Source organism: Acidovorax sacchari, from assembly GCF_042847045.1.
Lineage (GTDB): Bacteria > Pseudomonadota > Gammaproteobacteria > Burkholderiales > Burkholderiaceae_C > Paracidovorax > Paracidovorax sacchari.
Genome location: NZ_AP035783.1, coordinates 5,107,474 through 5,122,573, shown reverse-complemented (window position 1 = coordinate 5,122,573; position 15,100 = coordinate 5,107,474). Strand labels below are relative to the sequence as shown.

Below are 15,100 nucleotides of genomic sequence, written 5' to 3'. Positions count from 1 at the left end.
CTGAGCCCGGCTGGCGGTGCGTCCGCCCGGTTCGACGCGCGGCAGGCGGCGTTACCGCCCCGCCGGCCGCTCCACCACCAGGTCCGAGATCACCCGCAACAGCCCCCGGTTGATTTCCTCCAGGTCCATCTCGTGCGTTTCGCAGAGCTGGCGGATCGGGGCGGCATCCTCGGATTCGAGCGCGCAGGCCATCTCCAGGCTGGCGGCATAGGGCCCCTGGTGCAGCACGGCCGCGTCGTAGATGCGCTCGGACAGCGGCAGGCGCCGCAGGACGGCACCCAGCGGCTCGGAGAGCAGTTCTCCCAGCTGCGACAGCAGCCCGCAGAGATAGACCTCGCGACGCAGGTCGTTCTCCACCCCGGCGTCGAGCAGGCGCTCGGTCAGGTGCGCGCGGATCACCATGGACTCGCGGATAGGCTGCAGGTTGGGATCGGTGCTCGCATGCGGGAGCTGGTCGCCCAGCCAGCGCTGGAGCGAGCCGTAGCCCATCATCACCAGCCCGCGCCGCAGCGAATCCACGCCCGTGCGCAGCCCGAGCGCAGCGGAGTTGGTATAGACCATGAACCGGTAGGCGAGCAGGGGGTCCTCGCCGAGGATCTGCTCGAACGCCTCCAGCGACTGCTCCGCGTCGATCGCCCGCATCAGCTTGTGCACGGTCTCGTGGGCGGGCTGCAGCTGCTGGTGGCGCAGGCTGTAGAGCACGTCCTCCGACGGCCAGCCGGCGATGGCGAGCGCGCCGTGCCGGTCCAGGCAATGCTCCATCAGCGGGCGGCTCGCGATGTTCTCGTAGATCTGGCCCGCGATCACCGGGCTGGGCTGGGCGGGGGCGCCGCGGATCGGGCCGCCGGCCGCGCGCAGCGCGGCCATGGCGTCGTTGGCCGACAGCGACAGCAGGCTGTTGTCGAAGCAGGCCGCGATCTCCGCCGGCGGCAACCGGTCCAGCGCGCCGCGCCAGACCAGTTTCAGGCCCCGCTGGTGCGCCGCGCGCACGCGCTCGAGGACGCCTGCGTCGGCCAGCCATGCGTCAGGCACGCTGATCCAGGGAGAGCCACGTGGCGCCTGGGCGAGCAGGTCGATGAGCAACTGGGGGCTTTGCGGCGACAGCAGCAGGGGCGGGGAGCCCGCGCTCCAGAGTTCCTGCAGCGTGCGCAGCAGATGCGGCGCATCGACCAGGGCTTCGCCGGCGCTATGCACGTGCAGCTGTACGGCCGCGAGACGGCGCGCGGCATTCCAGAGGGGGCGGTAGCCCAGGATCAGGCTACCGAGGACGGATTGGACCATGTTGGGCTTTGCGGGGCGGGCCGGCGGAGGGGCCGGGTCCGATGCCCCGCTTGTCTCGATTCAGCTCAGCCGATGTAGTTGAAGAGCGACAGCTTTTGCACCTGGGCATAGGACTGCAGCGCTGCCTGGTAGCCGGTCTGGTTGTTCTGGAAGTCGGATATGCCCTTGATCATATCGAGATCTTCGGCACGCGAGCGGTCCGCCTCGAGCTGCACCGAGCGCTTGTCCTGGTCGCCCGTGATGCGGTCGGCGCGGTTGAGCAGTTCGCCGGCATAGCCGCGCATGTTGTGGATGCGCTCCATGCCGATGTCGATGTTGTTCAGTGCCTGGCCCACGGCCTGTGCGGCCGCGTTGCTGTTGCCGGCGCTGCCGATGTCGCGGATCGCCTGGTCGATGGTGCTGAAGATGCTGGCGCTGGGCTTGAGCGTGACGGTATCGCCGTTCGCCGGCGAGAAGTTGTAGGTGCCGTCGGACTGCTTGGTGGGCGTGCCGGTGATATTGAAGCTCACGCCCGGAATGCCGGTCACCGCGATCGATACGGGCTTGTCGGACGGGAAGTCGGGCACCGTGACCGGTGCGGACGACACGCCCGTGGTCGTGTTGGTGATGGTGTAGGTGGCCGTGGTGGTGCCCGCCGTCGCGCCGGGGCCCACGCCGCTGAACACGATCTGGTAGTCGTCGCCCGTGACCTGGGACGTGTTCACCGGCTTCACGCCGTCCGTCACCAGCAGGCGGCCCGAGGGGATGTTGCTCACCGAGGCCGTATAGACGCCGTCGCGCTTGGGCTGGAACATGAAGGCCGACTCGCCGTCGAGCGACAGCGGCAGCGAGGTGGCCGAGCCGGAGGCCTGTCCCGCCTGGCCGGCGAAGCTGTAGTCGGGGCTGCCGGTCTGCGGGCCCAGGAAGGGCGCGAGCGCACTGCCCAGGGCGCCCAGCAGCGGCAGCCCGTTCGTGTCCTTGCGGTTGACCAGGTCGGAGAGCTGCTCGCGCAGGCCCTGCACCTGGTTCATCATGGTCTTGCGGTCTTCGGGCTTGAGCGAGCCGCCACCTGCGTTCACGATGAGCTGGCGCAGCTCCTGCACGATGTCCACCGCCTGGCCGAGCGTGGACTCGGCCTGCGTGACGGTGTTGCGCGCGTTCTCCAGCGCGCGCTGCTCGCTCTGCACGCGCGAGAGGCGCGTGATGGCGCGCTCCGCCTGGGCCGCTGCCACCGGATCGTCGCTCGCGCGCACCACGCGCTTGCCCGAGGTCAGGTTCTCCTGCAGGTTGGACAGCGCGGTCTGGCGCTGCGACAGGTTGCGCAGCGCGTTGTCGTACTGGTTGGCGGAGGCGGTGCGGTAGAAGGTGCTCATGGCGATCTCCGGAAGGCCGGTGCGGCGCGGGCGGCGTCAGCGGCCCATCGTCTGGATCAGGTTGTCGAAAATGTTCTGCGCGATCTGCAGCACCTTGGCAGAGGCCTGGTAGGCCTGCTGGTACTGGATCAGCTTGGCGGCTTCCTCGTCCAGGTTCACGCCCGAGACGGCGGTGCGGTCGCGTTCGAGGTTGGTGGAGATGGTGGCGGAAACATCCGAGGCGTACTTGGCGTTCTGCGTGCGCGTGCCCACCTGGGCCATCAGGCCGGCATAACCGTCGCTCATGGTGGCGTCGTCGAACATCTTCACGTCGGCCAGCGCGTCCATCGCCGAGGCATTGCCCGCGTTGCGCTTGTAGGCGTCGCCATACTGCGGATCGAGCGAGTTGCCCACCTTCACCGTGTCGCCCGTGCCCGGCGTGCCCTTCAGCGTGATCTGCCAGCCGTCGATGGTGATGGGCTGGCCCGGCGTATAGGCGAGCCCGGTGGTGCCCGAGGCCGGCGAGGTCGATCCCGTCACCCCGTAGGTGGATGGCGGGCCCGCGTCGAACGTCAGGGTCACGCCCCCCGGGGTCGGCGGCAGCGTGTAGGGGTTGGAGGCGGCCTGGACGGAGCTCAGCTGCAGCGAGCCGTTGTTCGTCGTGCCCATGGAGGCGTTGACGGGGCTGGCGGCTGCGAGGTCGCGCGGCGACAGCACCTTGGCCTGGATGTTCAGCGCCGTGCTGCTGAAGGGTTTGAAGAGCACCCGCTCACCGGCGGCGCCCGCGGCCGTCATGTTGAAGTTGAGCCCGTCGATCTGCTGCCCCGCGAGGTTCGCGAGGTCGGTGAAGGCCGTGGCCTTGCCGTCGGACAGGCGCACCACCTGGCCCGCGGGGGGCGTGGTGAAGCGCACTTCGTAGTCCGAGGCGGCGAACTTGGTGGCGTCGGAAAACGACACATTCCCCGCCGCCGTGCCGCTGGTATAGCCGGGCATGCTGGTGGGCACCGAGAACAGGTCCTTGCCGGCCTGGCCGTCCAGCGTGATGCCGAGCTTGTGCTGGGCATTCATCGTCATGCCGATGGCCTGCGCCATGCGGCCCAGCAGGTTGCGGCCCTCGGCGAGGTCGTTGTTGTGGAAGCGCAGCAGCCCCGAGAGCTCGCCCCCCGCGAGCATGCTGTCGTCCAGCTCGATGGGCTTGGTGCCGGGCGGGCTGAAATACACCTTCAACTGGCCGCTGCCCGGGAACTGGCTCGACTCCTGCACGTCCAGCGGCGTGGCCGTGGTGCCCAGCACGAGCGGCTGGCTGCCCGCCACGAACAGCCCCACGGTGCCGTCGTCCGCGGCCACCTGGGTGGTCTGCACGTACTGGTTGATCTGGCGGATGATCTGGTCGCGCTGGTCCAGCAGGTCGTTGGGCGTCTGCCCGTTGCCCTTCACGCGCGCGATCTGCTCGTTCACGCTCGCCATCTGCTTGGCCAGGCTGTTGATCGCGTTCACGTCGCCCGTGAGCTGCTCCTTCACCGTGTACTGGATCTCGTTCACGCGCTCGGCCGCCGAGCGCATGCGCGCGGCGGTCTCGTCCATGCGGGTGATGGTGACGGTGCGCGCGGTCATGTCCGTCGGCGAGGCCACCACGTCCTTGAAGGAGTTCAGCATGTCGGTGATCGCGGCGCCCAGTCCGCTGGTACCTCCGCTGAACACGTCCTGCAGTTGCGACAGCCGCTCCGCGCGCGTCTTGTCGGCCGACTGGGCGGAATCCGCCGCCGCGGCCTGCCGGGTCAGCAATTCGTTGTGGTTGCGCAGGATGGTCTGCACGTCCACACCCTGGCCGATGTAGCCGCCGCCGGTGAACTGCCCCTGCACGGTCTGCAGCGACAGCGTCTGCCGCGAATAGCCCGCGGTATTGACGTTGGCGATGTTGTGGCCGGTGGTCTGCAGGGCCACCTGGTTGGCGAGGAGGGCGCGCGCGCCGACGTTGAGCAGGCTCATGTGCGTTCACCCGTCTTCATGCCGAGGGCCCCACGCGCAGCGTGCTGTGGATGGCCCGGCTCAGCTTGTGCGCGTACTCGGGGTCCGTCGCGTAGCCCGCCTTCTGCAGTTCGGCTGCATAGGCCACGGCCGAATGCGTCTTGCTGCGGGCCTTTTCGTAGCGCGGGTTGTCGTTGATGAGGCGCGCGTAGTCCTTGAAGGAGTCTTCATAGGAGTCATAGGCGCGGAACTTGGCCGTCACCTTGCGCGGCGTGCCGTTGATGTATTCGGTGGTGGTCACCTCCGCCACCTTGCCCGTCCAGCCCTTGCCGGCCTTGATGCCGAACAGGTTGAAGGAGTTGCTGCCGTCCTTGCTGCGGATCTCGCTGCGGCCCCAGCCGGTCTCGTGCCCGGCCTGGCCGAGCATGAAGCTGGCGGGAATGCCGCTTTCCTGCGCCACGCGTTCGGCCGCGTCGCGGTGGTGCTGCACGAAACCGTCGCGGCCCTTGGGGGCCGGTGCGTAGGCGTTGGCGGCCGCCGCGGCGCGCGCGGACTGCTGTGGCTGCAGGCTCAGCGTGGACGGCGGGGAAAACGTGGGTGCGGCCTCCTGGCCGCCGCCGATCTGGCGTGTGAGTTGGCGCTGGATGGCTTCCGAGAGCCCGCCCTGCAGGCCCGACATCTGCACCGAGAACTGCTGGTCCAGCATGTCCTGGCCCAGGTTGCCCTGCTCGCCTTCCATCAGGCCGGACTTCATCGTCGCCTCGCGCATGCTCTTGATCATCTCGCGCATGAAGAGCGATTCGAACTGCTTGGCCGCTTCCTTCGCGGCCTTCGGGTCGTTCTGCCCGGCCTGGAACTTCAGCGCATCCAGCGAGCGCGCATCCACCGCCAGCGCATTCGAGGCCGTGGCGGGGGCGGAGGACGTCAGGCTGAGCGACATGGCGGTCTCCCGGCGGTCAGGCGGTGGCGGACAGGGCGGCCATCAGATGACCTCCAGTTCGGCATTGAGCGCGCCCGCGGCCTTGATGGCCTGCAGGATGGCCAGGAGGTCCTGCGGCGTGGCGCCGAGCGTGTTGAGTGCGCGCACCACGTCGGCGAGCTGCGGAGACGGCGGCATCTGGATGATGTTGCCCGGCTCCTGCTTGATCGCGATGTCGCTCTTCTGCGCGACCACGGTCTGGCCCTGCGACAGCGGATTGGGCTGGCTGATCACCGGCGTGGAACTGATCGTGATCGACAGGTTGCCGTGCGCGATCGCGCAGGGCCCCAGCGTGACGGCCTGGTTGAGCACGATCGAGCCGGTGCGCGCGTTGATGACGACCTTGGCGGACGGCGTGGTGTCGGCCACCGGCAATTCCTCCAGGTCGGCGATGAAGTTCACCCGGCCACCCGGATCCTGCGGCGCCCGCACCTGCACCGTGCGGCCGTCCAGCGCGGTGGCGATGGACGCTCCCTTGCCGAGCTTGTCGTTGATGGCCTGCGCCACCTTGCGCGCGGTCTGGAAATCGGAGGCATTGAGGCCCAGGTTGATCGTGTCGCCGTCGTGCAGCGGCGTGGGCACGGAGCGCTCCACCTGCGCGCCCTCGGGAATGCGGCCCGCGCTCAGGTGGTTGATCTGCACCTTGCTGCCGCCGGCAGCGGCGCCCGCGCCGCCCACCACCAGGTTGCCCTGCGCCAGCGCGTAGATCTCGCCGTCGGCGCCGCGCAGCGGCGTGGCGATCAGCGTGCCGCCCTTGAGCGACTTGGCATTGCCCAGGGAGGAGACGTTCACGTCGATGAATTGCCCGGGCTGGGCGAACGCCGGCAGCTGCGCCGTCACGATCACCGTGGCCACGTTCTTGAGCTGCGGTGCCGCCGTGCCGGGCGGCAGGCTGATGCCCATCTGCTGCAGGTAGTTGGTCAGCGCCTGCGTGGTGATGGGCATCTGCGTCGTCTGGTCGCCCGTGCCGTCCAGGCCCACGACCAGGCCGTAGCCCGTCAGCTGGTTGCTGCGCACCCCCTGCACGGCCGCCACTTCCTTGATGCGCAGCGCATGCGCTGGCGCCACCGCCCCCAGCAGGGCGAGCGCGGCGAGGCCATGCGCGAGCCCCAGCCGCAGGGCGGCCCGGTGCGCGCGTGCGAGGAAGGAGGTGGGGGCAGGAGACTTCATGGCACCGATTGTGGGATCGGAGGGCCCCGGGGGATGGAGGGAAAAGCCGCCGGATCACCCGCTTTCTTGGCTGGATGCCAAGCTGGTGGAGCATCTTGCAGCGTAGGAATTTCTTGTGAAATCTAAGCGGTCATTTATTTTTTTATTGCTTCTTGAATTGGCTCATGAAGATCGCAGTGATCATTTCTATTTTGAACTTGAATTGCGCTCAACGTAGGTAAAATCTAAGCAATCACTTCTATTGGAGTGCTCCATGAAGAACTATTTGATCAACGATGTTGGCGACATCGGCCAAGTCATCCGCGCCGCGCGCAAAGCCCATGGCGTCCGCCAAGACGACTTGGCTGGCAGTGCGGGAGTGAGCCATGTCTATGTGCGCGATCTGGAGTATGGGAAAGAAACCGTTCAGATGGGCCGCGCGCTGAAGGTCTTGAAGGAATTAGGCGTCAGGTTCAAGGTAGAGATACCTGATGATGTTCATGAGCGGCTGATGGGGGATCAAGAGAAGGCAGCATTGCTGAAAGTGGAGCGAGCTCTTCTTGAGAGTTATGAGCTGTCCCCGAATGTCATTGAGTCGGTAAGGTCTGCCAGGGTAAAACGCAAGTGAGCCAACGCACCTTGGCCGTGCTCATCAACGGCGAATGGATGGGCGACTTGACCGACCAGAACAACCTCTGGGGCTTTCAGTACGCTGCCAGTTGGCTGTCCCGTCGCCATCCCTATCCGCTGTCTCCCTCTTTGCCGCTGGGTCCGGAGCCGCTGCTGGATGGTGCCACGGTCCGGCCGGTGCAGTGGTTCTTCGACAACCTCCTTCCCGAAGAGACGCTGCGCACCGTGATCGGCAGGGAAGAAGGTGTTCCGGCAGAAGACGCCTTCGGGCTGCTTGAGCGGCTCGGGGCCGAGTCGGCCGGAGCTCTGGTGCTGCAACCCCACGGTGCTGAAGACGCGGTGCAGGGTACGCAGGAACTCAGCCATGAGGTGCTGTCCGCGCGCATCCGCAAGCTGCCGGTGGCGTCACTTCACCGGCAGGCCCCCAAGCGCATGTCGCTGGCGGGTGCGCAGCACAAGATGGTTGTCTGCTTCGATCCCGCGACGGGCGGGCTGGCCGAACCTTTGAAGGGCAGCGCCTCTACGCACATCCTCAAGCCCGACTCCACGGCAGTCGGGTATCCACGCTCAGTGGTGAACGAAACCTTCACGATGCGTCTGGCGGCCATGCTGGGCGTGAGGGTGCCCTCGGTATGGCGTCTCTATGTTCCCGAGCCCGTGTACATCATCGAGCGCTTCGACCGCATCCGCGGAGCGGATGGTCGACCGCTGCGCGTGCATGCGGTGGATGGCAGCCAGGCATTGAACGAAAGCGGGCACAACAAGTACGCGAGCGCAACCTTTCCCGCGTTGCTGCGGCTCGTCGGGCTGTGCTTGAACAGGGCCGTGGCGAGACTGGAGATATTCCGCTGGATCCTGTTCAATACCCTGGTCGGCAACTCGGATTGCCACCTGAAGAACATCTCATTCCTCATCGATTCGGAAGGCATGCGCGTGGCGCCCTTCTACGATCTGCTCTGCACGGCGGTCTACCACACGCCGGCTTTGGCGGACGAGCCGTCCACGAGGGTATGGCCCGCCGAAACCCTGGCCATGCCGGTGGCCGGCGCAGCGAATTTCTGCGAGGTCACGCAGGAAAAACTGGTGGCCACCGGGATGGAACTGGGCCTCGGCAAAGGCACGGCGGTCCGGGAAACCGCCAGGATGATCGCGCGGTTGCCGGATGCCGCGGACGGACTGATCGAGCGCATGACGGCGGAATATGGAGCCATGCCGATCCTCGCCCAGATCCCGCCCGAAACCCGGGCCGCCGAACTGCACCTGCTGCGTGCGATACGCCATGTGGTGATCGCAGACATGCTGAGGTTCGTGCGGTAGCCTGGCCCTTGCACGCGGCCGTACTACGCACATTGGAACCTCAGAACGGTGCCACCGAATTGAACGCCCGCGCCAGCCATCCCATGGCCTGCGCTTCGGCCGGAGAGCCCCGCCCGCGCGACTGCACGCGGGCATTGGCCACCAGGGTGGAACTCACCACGCTGCCCGGCTGCAGCGATCGCGGATCCACGGTGCCCGAGAAGCGCAGCACGTCCACGTTCTCGGCCACGCCGATCTGCTTCTCGCCCGCGATCACGAGGTGGCCATTGGGCAGCACATCCACCACCGTGGTGGTGATGGTGCCGGTGAAGGTGTTGGTGCTCTGCAGGTCGCCCTTGCCTTCGAAGTTGTTGGTGCTGTTGCCGCCCAGCTTCAGCTTGCCGAGGTCGCTCGCGCCGATGAAGGGAAACGCGCTCACGCCGGCCGTGTTGGCGGCCGTGCGGTCCACCTTGGAGCTGGACTTCTGCGATGCGGAGATCGTCTCCACGATCTGGATGGTGACGATGTCGCCCACCAGCCGCGCGCGGCGGTCCTCGAACGCCGGCCGGTAGCTGGCCGCATGGAACAGGCTGCCGGTGGCCGGCCCGGTCGCGCGGGGCGCGGTCTGCACGGCGATCGGCGCCTGGGTGGGCGGCATGTCGATCGGCGGCGGCGGATTGACGGAGGCGCAGCCCGTGGCGGCCAGCAGGGCGGCCACGGCGGCGAGGCGCAGCGGGGCTGCGCGGAGGATGAAGGGGGCGGCGGTGTGCGGCATGGTCGGTATCCCGGCAGTGGTCAGGAAGGGGAGGGCGCGCATCACAGCTGCGCGAGCTTGGCCAGCATCTGGTCGGATGTCTGGATGGCCTTGGAATTCATCTCGTAGGCGCGCTGGGTCTGGATCATGGACACCAGCTCTTCCACCACGTTCACGTTGGAGGTTTCCAGGAAGCCCTGGCGGATGATGCCCAGGCCGTTGGTGCCGGGCGTGCCCTGCTGGGGCTGGCCCGACGCCGCGGATTCCTTGAACAGGTTCTGCCCGATCGGCTCCAGGCCGGCCGAGTTGATGAAGCTCGCCATGCCCAGGGTGCCGATCTGCTGCGGCGCGGTCGTCCCCGGCACGGTGGCCGAGACGATGCCGTCCGTGCTGATGCTGATGCCCGTGGCGTTGGCTGGCACGGTGATGCCGTTGGCCACGGGCAGGCCGCTGGAGGTGACCAGTCGCCCCTGGGAGTCGAGCTGGAACGACCCGTCGCGCGTGTAGCCCGTGGTGCCGTCCGGCATCGTCACCTGGAAGAAGCCGTTGCCGTTGATGGCCACGTCCAGGTTGTTGTTGGACTGCGCCAGGCTGCCCTGCGTGAAGTTGCGGCTGGTGGCCACCGTGCGCACGCCCAGGCCCAGGTGCAGGCCGGTGGGCAGCTGGTTCTGCTCGGTGGTCTGCGCGCCCACCTGGCGCAGGTTCTGGTAGATCAGGTCCTCGAACACCGCGTTGTTGCGCTTGTAGCCGGTGGTGGATACGTTGGCGAGGTTGTGGGAGATCACGTCCAGCTGCGTCTGCTGGGCGGACATGCCGGTCTTGGCGATCCAGAGCGAGTTGATCATGGCGGTTCCTCGGGGAATGCGTGCTGGGCTTGGCGTGCGGGGAGGGCGTCAGCCGTTCAGGTTGAGCAGCTGAGCGGCCGTCTTGTCGTTGGTCTCGGCCGTCTGCAGCAACCGCATCTGGGCCTCGAACTGCCGGGAGGCGGCGATCATGCCGACCATGCTTTCCACGGCGTTCACGTTGGAGCCCTCCAGCGCGCCGGACAGCAGCCGCGCGTTCGGGTCATTGGGCATCGGGTCGCCCGATGCGGTACGGAAGAGCGCGTCGTCGCCGCGCTTGAGCGGGTCTTCCGGCGTCGGGGTGGCGAGCTTCAGGCGGCCGATGGGCGTGGCCTGCTGGCCCGCGACGCGCGCGGTCAGGGTGCCGTCCGAGCCCAGCGTCACGTCGGCGCCGGGCGGCACGTCGATCGGGCCGCCGCCGTCGGACAGCACGGTGAGCCCGTTGGAAGTGCGCAGCTGGCCCTCCGCGTTCACCTCGAAGCTGCCGTTGCGGGTGTAGGCCTCGGTGCCGTCCAGCCCCTGCACCGCGAACCATGCATTGCCCACCGCCATCGCATCCAGGTTCCGGCCGGTGCGCTGCACGGGGCCGGGCGTTTCCACGTGGCCGGAGGTGGCCTCCAGCGCGAACACGCGGGTCTTGGAGCCATCGCCCTGCACGGGCACCGAGCGGAAGGTGGACATCTCCGCGCGGAAGCCGTTGGTGGAGGCGTTCGCGAGGTTGTTGGCCAGCACCGCCTGCCGTTGCGCGGCGGCGCTGGCGCCCGTCATGGAGGTGTAGATGATGTGGTCCATCGCTCGGCCTGCAGGAAGAAGGAATGCGTTCGGATGTCAGTGGCGGATCAGCGGCGGCGGTCCGTCAGCGCAGGTTCACCAGCGTGGACATCACCTGGTCCTGCGTCTTGATGGTCTGCGCGTTGGCCTGGTAGGCACGCTGGGCGGTCATCATGTTCACCAGCTCGGCCGTCAGGTCCACGTTGGAGTCTTCCAGCGCGCCGGAGCGCAGGCCGCCGAACTTGCCTTCGGTGGGCGTACCCAGCACCGGCTGGCCCGACTCGAAGGTCTCCACCCAGTTATTGCTGCCCACCGAGGCCAGGCCCTGCGTGTTGCGGAAGCTGGCCAGCGCCACCTGCCCCTCGGCACGCGTCACGCCGTTGGAGTAGCGCGTCATCACCGTGCCGTTGTTCTCGATGCTGATGCCCGTGAGTTCGCCGGCCGTGTAGCCGTCCTGAGACAGGTTGGACACCGCGAACGACTTGCCGTATTGCGATACGCCGTCGAGCTTGATGTTCACCGTGTAATCGGGCAACCCGTTCGGGTTGGGTGGCGTGGGCGTGACGGTGAGCGGCATCTGGAAGCCGGTCTCGGGCGCAGTCGCGGTCGGCGAGATGATCTTGCCGGTGTCGTCGAACTTGATCTGGCCGATCGGCGTGGCCACCACCGGCGGCGTGGCGGTGGCATCGTCGAGCTTGTCGTACACGTCCCAGGTGTTGGCGCCGTTCTTCTGGAAGTACAGGCTCACCGGCTTGGCCACGCCCTGGCTGTCGTACACGTTGATCGACGTGCCGTAGGTGGAGCGCGGCGTGGCGGGCACGGGCGGCGTGGCCGTGGAATCGCCGGCTGCGTCGGGCGCGCGGGCGTCGAGGTTGAACTCCGCCGTGATCGCCGTGGTCTGCTTGGCAGGGATCGGCTTGGACGTGGGGAAGGACAGCGGCGCGGCGTTGCTCGCCGTGCGCTTGCCCGTGATCGGGTCCAGCGCATAGCCCATGACCTGCGCCTTGGTGTTGGTCACCAGCTGGCCGTTGCTGTCGAGCTTGAAGTTGCCGGCGCGGGTATAGGCGCGCGAGCCGTCGGGCTGCTGCAGCGTGAAGAAACCGTCGCCGTTGATCGCCACGTCCAGGCTGTTGCCCGTGACGGAGATGTTGCCCTGATTGAACTGCTGCGCGACCGCCGACAGCTCCACCCCGATGCCGGCATTGGTGCCGCCCGCGGAGCCGATGGCATTGGCCACCATCTCGGCGAACTCGGCGCGCGAGGCCTTGAAGCCGACGGTGCCGGAGTTGGCCACGTTGTGGCCGATCACGTCCAGGTTCTTGCTGGCGGCGTTGAGGCCGGACAGGCCTTGCTGGAAGCTCATGGTGCTCTCCTCGGGGGACGGAAAAAAGGGGGGTGTCTTGCGGAATGCGCGAGGCCGTCAGAGCACCGCGCGGATGTTGCTGTAGTTCACGGTGCCGCCCGTGTCCAGGTTCAGCGTGAGGGCGCCCGCGTTGGAGCCCGTGCCCACCACCTTGGCCTGCATGAGCGGCGTCGCCTCGACGGCGCCGTCCTTGGTGGACGCCACCACGCGGAAGCTCAGGTCGCTGCGGGTGCCGCTGTACTTGCTGCCGTCCCAGCTGAAGTCGTGGCGGCCCGCTGCGCTCGCGCCCACGTCCACCGTATCGACCACCTGGCCGCCCGGCGTGACGACTTCCACCTTGACATCGGTGGCTGCGCTCTTGAGGTCGAAGGAGCCGGTGCCGGCGCTGTCCTTGAAGGTCATCTTGGAGCCCTCGGTCAGCACGCTGCGGCCGATCATCATCGTTCCCTGCAGGGTCTGCATGGTCGTGAACTGCTCTGCCATGGTCTGCATGCTCAGGTTGAGCTGCTGGATGCCGGTCACCGTGTTGATCTGCGCCATCTGCGAGGTCATCTGGGCGTTGTCCAGCGGATTCATGGGATCCTGGTTGTTGAGCTGCGCCACCAGCAGCTTCAGGAAACGGTCCTGCGCGGCGGCGGGGTCGGTGGCGGAGTTCGAGCTGGAGCCCGTGTTCACGGTGGCCGTGGAGCCGATGGGGTTGAGGATCATGGTGCGGTCCTTCGGGAAGGGATTACTGGCCCATCTGCAGCGTCTTGAGCAGCAGCGACTTGGTGGTGTTGAGGACCTCGACGTTGTTCTGGTAGGAGCGCGAGGCCGAGATCATGTTGACCATCTCTTCCACCGGATTCACGTTGGAGTGCGTGACGTAGCCTTCCGCGTCGGCCTGCGGATGGGTGGGGTCGAGCACGCGCTTGCCGGGGGCCTGGCTCTCGCTGATGGCGCTCACGCGAACGCCGGCCGCACCTTCGTCGCCCATGGGCGTGGTCTGGAAGACCACCTGGCGCGCCTTGTAGGCCTGGCCGTCGGGGCCGGCCACGGCGTCGACGTTGGCGAGGTTGCTGGCCACCACGTTGAGGCGCTGCGCCTGCGCGCTGATCGCGCTGCCGGAGACGCCGAAGATCGAGAACATGGACATGGCGGTGATCGCTTTCCTGGTGCGTTGCGGGCGGCGGGACGTGTGCGTCCTCACTGGCCCTGGATCGCGCTCAGCATGGTGCGCACGTTGCCGTTGATGAAACGCAGCGTGGCTTCGTAGCGCACAGCGTTGTCGGCGAACGCGGCCCGCTCGCGGTCCAGGTCCACCGTGTTGTTGTCCAGGCTCGGCTGGGTCTGCACCGTGTAGCCCAGGGAGCCGGGTGCGCCGCTGCCGGTCGTGGCGCCGGGCAGGGGGATGTGGCGCGGATCGGTCGCGCTCTGCTGGCGCTGCAGGGCGCGCTCCACCGCGCTGAAAGAGGCGCCTGCGCCCTGGCCGGTGGCATCGCGCAGCGCATCGGCGAAATTGAAGTCGCGCGCCACATACCCGGGGGTATCGGCATTGGCGATGTTGCTCGCGATCGCGCGCTGGCGCTCGGCGCGCAGCATGAGCGCGTTGCCGTGGAAATCCAGCCTTTCGGTCAACTTGTCGAGCATGGGACACCTTGCGGAAATCAGGGGAATCGGGGCCGCCGCGCGGCACGGGGCCACGGGTTTTTCGGCGTGGTCCGATTATGGAAACGGGCCCTTTTTCCTAAAGCGCGAAGAACGCGGGGATTGGCGCGCAGTTCGGTCCATCGCCGGCGGCCCCACGCCCTAGAGTTCAGGTTGTGCAATGGCCCCCGGACCACCCCGTCCGGCCGGCCCCGTCCATCGCCGCAGCCCGGCTGCCCAGGAGGCCCCCATGTCCCCCCATTCCCCTCTGCCGTCTTACCGCCCCGCCCCGCGCCGCGCCCGTGCGCTGGCCCGCATGGCCGGCGCCGCGCTGCTGGCCTGGAGCGCCGCCGCGGCCGTGCATGCCCAGGGCGCGCCTGCCGCGGACGCGACGGCCGACCTGGGCTCCATCACCCAGCACTGGATCGATGACGCCCTGCAGCGCAGCCAGGTGTCGGGCGGCGCCATGCCGCTGCGCATGGAAGTGAGCGTGGGCCAGCTCGATTCGCGGCTGCGCCTCGCGCCCTGCGCCCGGGTGGAGCCCTACCTTCCCGCCGGCTCCCGGCTCTGGGGCCGCACGCGGCTGGGCCTGCGCTGCGTCGAGGGTGCCACGGCGTGGAATGTTTTCCTGCCCGTCACCGTCAAGGCCTACGGTCCTGCCTGGGTGCTCACCGGCAACGTGGCCTCCGGCGCCGTGCTGACCGAGGCCGACGCCACCCAGGCCGAAGTGGACTGGGCGGCCGAGACCACCGCCATCGTGGCCAACCCCGAAAACTGGGTGGGTCAGGTGGCGTCCCGCCCGCTCATGGCCGGGCAGGCGCTGCGCCAGCACATGGTGAAGGCGCCGATGGCCTTCCGCGCCGGCGCGCCGGTGCGGGTCATTGCCCAGGGGCGCGGCTATTCGGTAACATCCGCGGGGCAGGCCGTCACGGCAGGCTCCATCGGAGAGACTGTGCGTGTCCGCATGGACAATGGCCGGGTCATCGCAGGGATTGTTTCCAGCGATGGAACGGTAGAGGTCGGCTTGTGACGTCCTGTTTCCGAATAAAAGCCTAAAGTCCGCACTCCGATGGCCGAAAACATGGCTACTGTGCCCCACATCGAACGGGG

The 15,100-nt window shown here is 67.8% G+C and carries 15 protein-coding genes; 3 read left to right on the top strand and 12 right to left on the bottom strand.

Annotation, left to right across the window (positions count from 1 at the left end; genetic code table 11):
* Positions 1–51: 51 nt before the first annotated feature.
* The 5 genes from ACGHC0_RS22675 to ACGHC0_RS22655 form a co-directional block, all read right to left on the bottom strand.
* A complete protein-coding gene (locus tag ACGHC0_RS22675; protein WP_368353073.1) occupies positions 52–1,281 on the bottom strand; it encodes an HDOD domain-containing protein in 1,230 nt (409 codons plus the stop codon).
* Positions 1,282–1,346: 65 nt separating this feature from the next.
* Positions 1,347–2,633: a flagellar hook-associated protein FlgL gene (flgL, locus tag ACGHC0_RS22670; protein WP_368353072.1), complete on the bottom strand. Its 1,287-nt coding sequence runs from the start codon at positions 2,631–2,633 to the stop codon at positions 1,347–1,349.
* Between the two features lie 36 nt (positions 2,634–2,669).
* Complete coding sequence (gene flgK, locus ACGHC0_RS22665; RefSeq protein ID WP_368353071.1) at positions 2,670–4,601, bottom strand: flagellar hook-associated protein FlgK; 1,932 nt, start codon at positions 4,599–4,601, stop codon at positions 2,670–2,672.
* Between the two features lie 16 nt (positions 4,602–4,617).
* Positions 4,618–5,520 (bottom strand): flagellar assembly peptidoglycan hydrolase FlgJ, encoded by a 903-nt coding sequence (flgJ, locus tag ACGHC0_RS22660; RefSeq protein WP_368353070.1) that lies wholly within the window; start codon positions 5,518–5,520, stop codon positions 4,618–4,620.
* A gap of 42 nt (positions 5,521–5,562) precedes the next feature.
* Positions 5,563–6,729 carry a flagellar basal body P-ring protein FlgI gene (locus tag ACGHC0_RS22655; RefSeq protein ID WP_368353069.1) on the bottom strand — a complete coding sequence of 389 codons (1,167 nt, stop codon included), beginning with the start codon at positions 6,727–6,729 and terminating at the stop codon, positions 5,563–5,565.
* A gap of 253 nt (positions 6,730–6,982) precedes the next feature.
* On the opposite strand from ACGHC0_RS22655, the gene ACGHC0_RS22650 reads away from it, so the two are divergent.
* Positions 6,983–7,336, top strand: coding sequence for a helix-turn-helix domain-containing protein (locus ACGHC0_RS22650; RefSeq protein ID WP_368353068.1), 354 nt, complete (start codon positions 6,983–6,985; stop codon positions 7,334–7,336).
* 17 nt (positions 7,337–7,353) lie between these two features.
* Entirely contained in the window at positions 7,354–8,655 is a 1,302-nt protein-coding gene (locus ACGHC0_RS22645) for a HipA domain-containing protein (protein WP_415268447.1), read from the top strand.
* A 40-nt stretch (positions 8,656–8,695) separates the two neighbouring features.
* Here ACGHC0_RS22645 and ACGHC0_RS22640 read toward each other — a convergent pair whose 3' ends face one another.
* The 7 genes from ACGHC0_RS22640 to flgB form a co-directional block, all read right to left on the bottom strand.
* Complete coding sequence (locus tag ACGHC0_RS22640; protein ID WP_368353067.1) at positions 8,696–9,409, bottom strand: flagellar basal body L-ring protein FlgH; 714 nt, start codon at positions 9,407–9,409, stop codon at positions 8,696–8,698.
* Between the two features lie 41 nt (positions 9,410–9,450).
* Positions 9,451–10,233, bottom strand: coding sequence for a flagellar basal-body rod protein FlgG (flgG, locus tag ACGHC0_RS22635; protein WP_011797436.1), 783 nt, complete (start codon positions 10,231–10,233; stop codon positions 9,451–9,453).
* 48 nt (positions 10,234–10,281) lie between these two features.
* Positions 10,282–11,022: a flagellar basal-body rod protein FlgF gene (flgF, locus tag ACGHC0_RS22630; protein WP_368353065.1), complete on the bottom strand. Its 741-nt coding sequence runs from the start codon at positions 11,020–11,022 to the stop codon at positions 10,282–10,284.
* Positions 11,023–11,086: 64 nt separating this feature from the next.
* Positions 11,087–12,364, bottom strand: coding sequence for a flagellar hook protein FlgE (gene flgE, locus ACGHC0_RS22625; protein ID WP_415266828.1), 1,278 nt, complete (start codon positions 12,362–12,364; stop codon positions 11,087–11,089).
* Between the two features lie 57 nt (positions 12,365–12,421).
* Entirely contained in the window at positions 12,422–13,072 is a 651-nt protein-coding gene (locus ACGHC0_RS22620) for a flagellar hook assembly protein FlgD (RefSeq protein WP_415266827.1), read from the bottom strand.
* Between the two features lie 22 nt (positions 13,073–13,094).
* Entirely contained in the window at positions 13,095–13,499 is a 405-nt protein-coding gene (gene flgC, locus ACGHC0_RS22615) for a flagellar basal body rod protein FlgC (protein WP_368353062.1), read from the bottom strand.
* 50 nt (positions 13,500–13,549) lie between these two features.
* The gene (flgB, locus tag ACGHC0_RS22610) at positions 13,550–13,993 is read right to left on the bottom strand and encodes a flagellar basal body rod protein FlgB (protein WP_415266826.1); all 444 of its coding nucleotides are present in this window, start codon (positions 13,991–13,993) and stop codon (positions 13,550–13,552) included.
* 247 nt (positions 13,994–14,240) lie between these two features.
* Here flgB and flgA point away from each other — a divergent pair, with 247 nt between their 5' ends.
* Complete coding sequence (flgA, locus tag ACGHC0_RS22605) at positions 14,241–15,020, top strand: flagellar basal body P-ring formation chaperone FlgA (RefSeq protein ID WP_368353060.1); 780 nt, start codon at positions 14,241–14,243, stop codon at positions 15,018–15,020.
* The last annotated feature ends 80 nt before the right edge of the window (positions 15,021–15,100 follow it).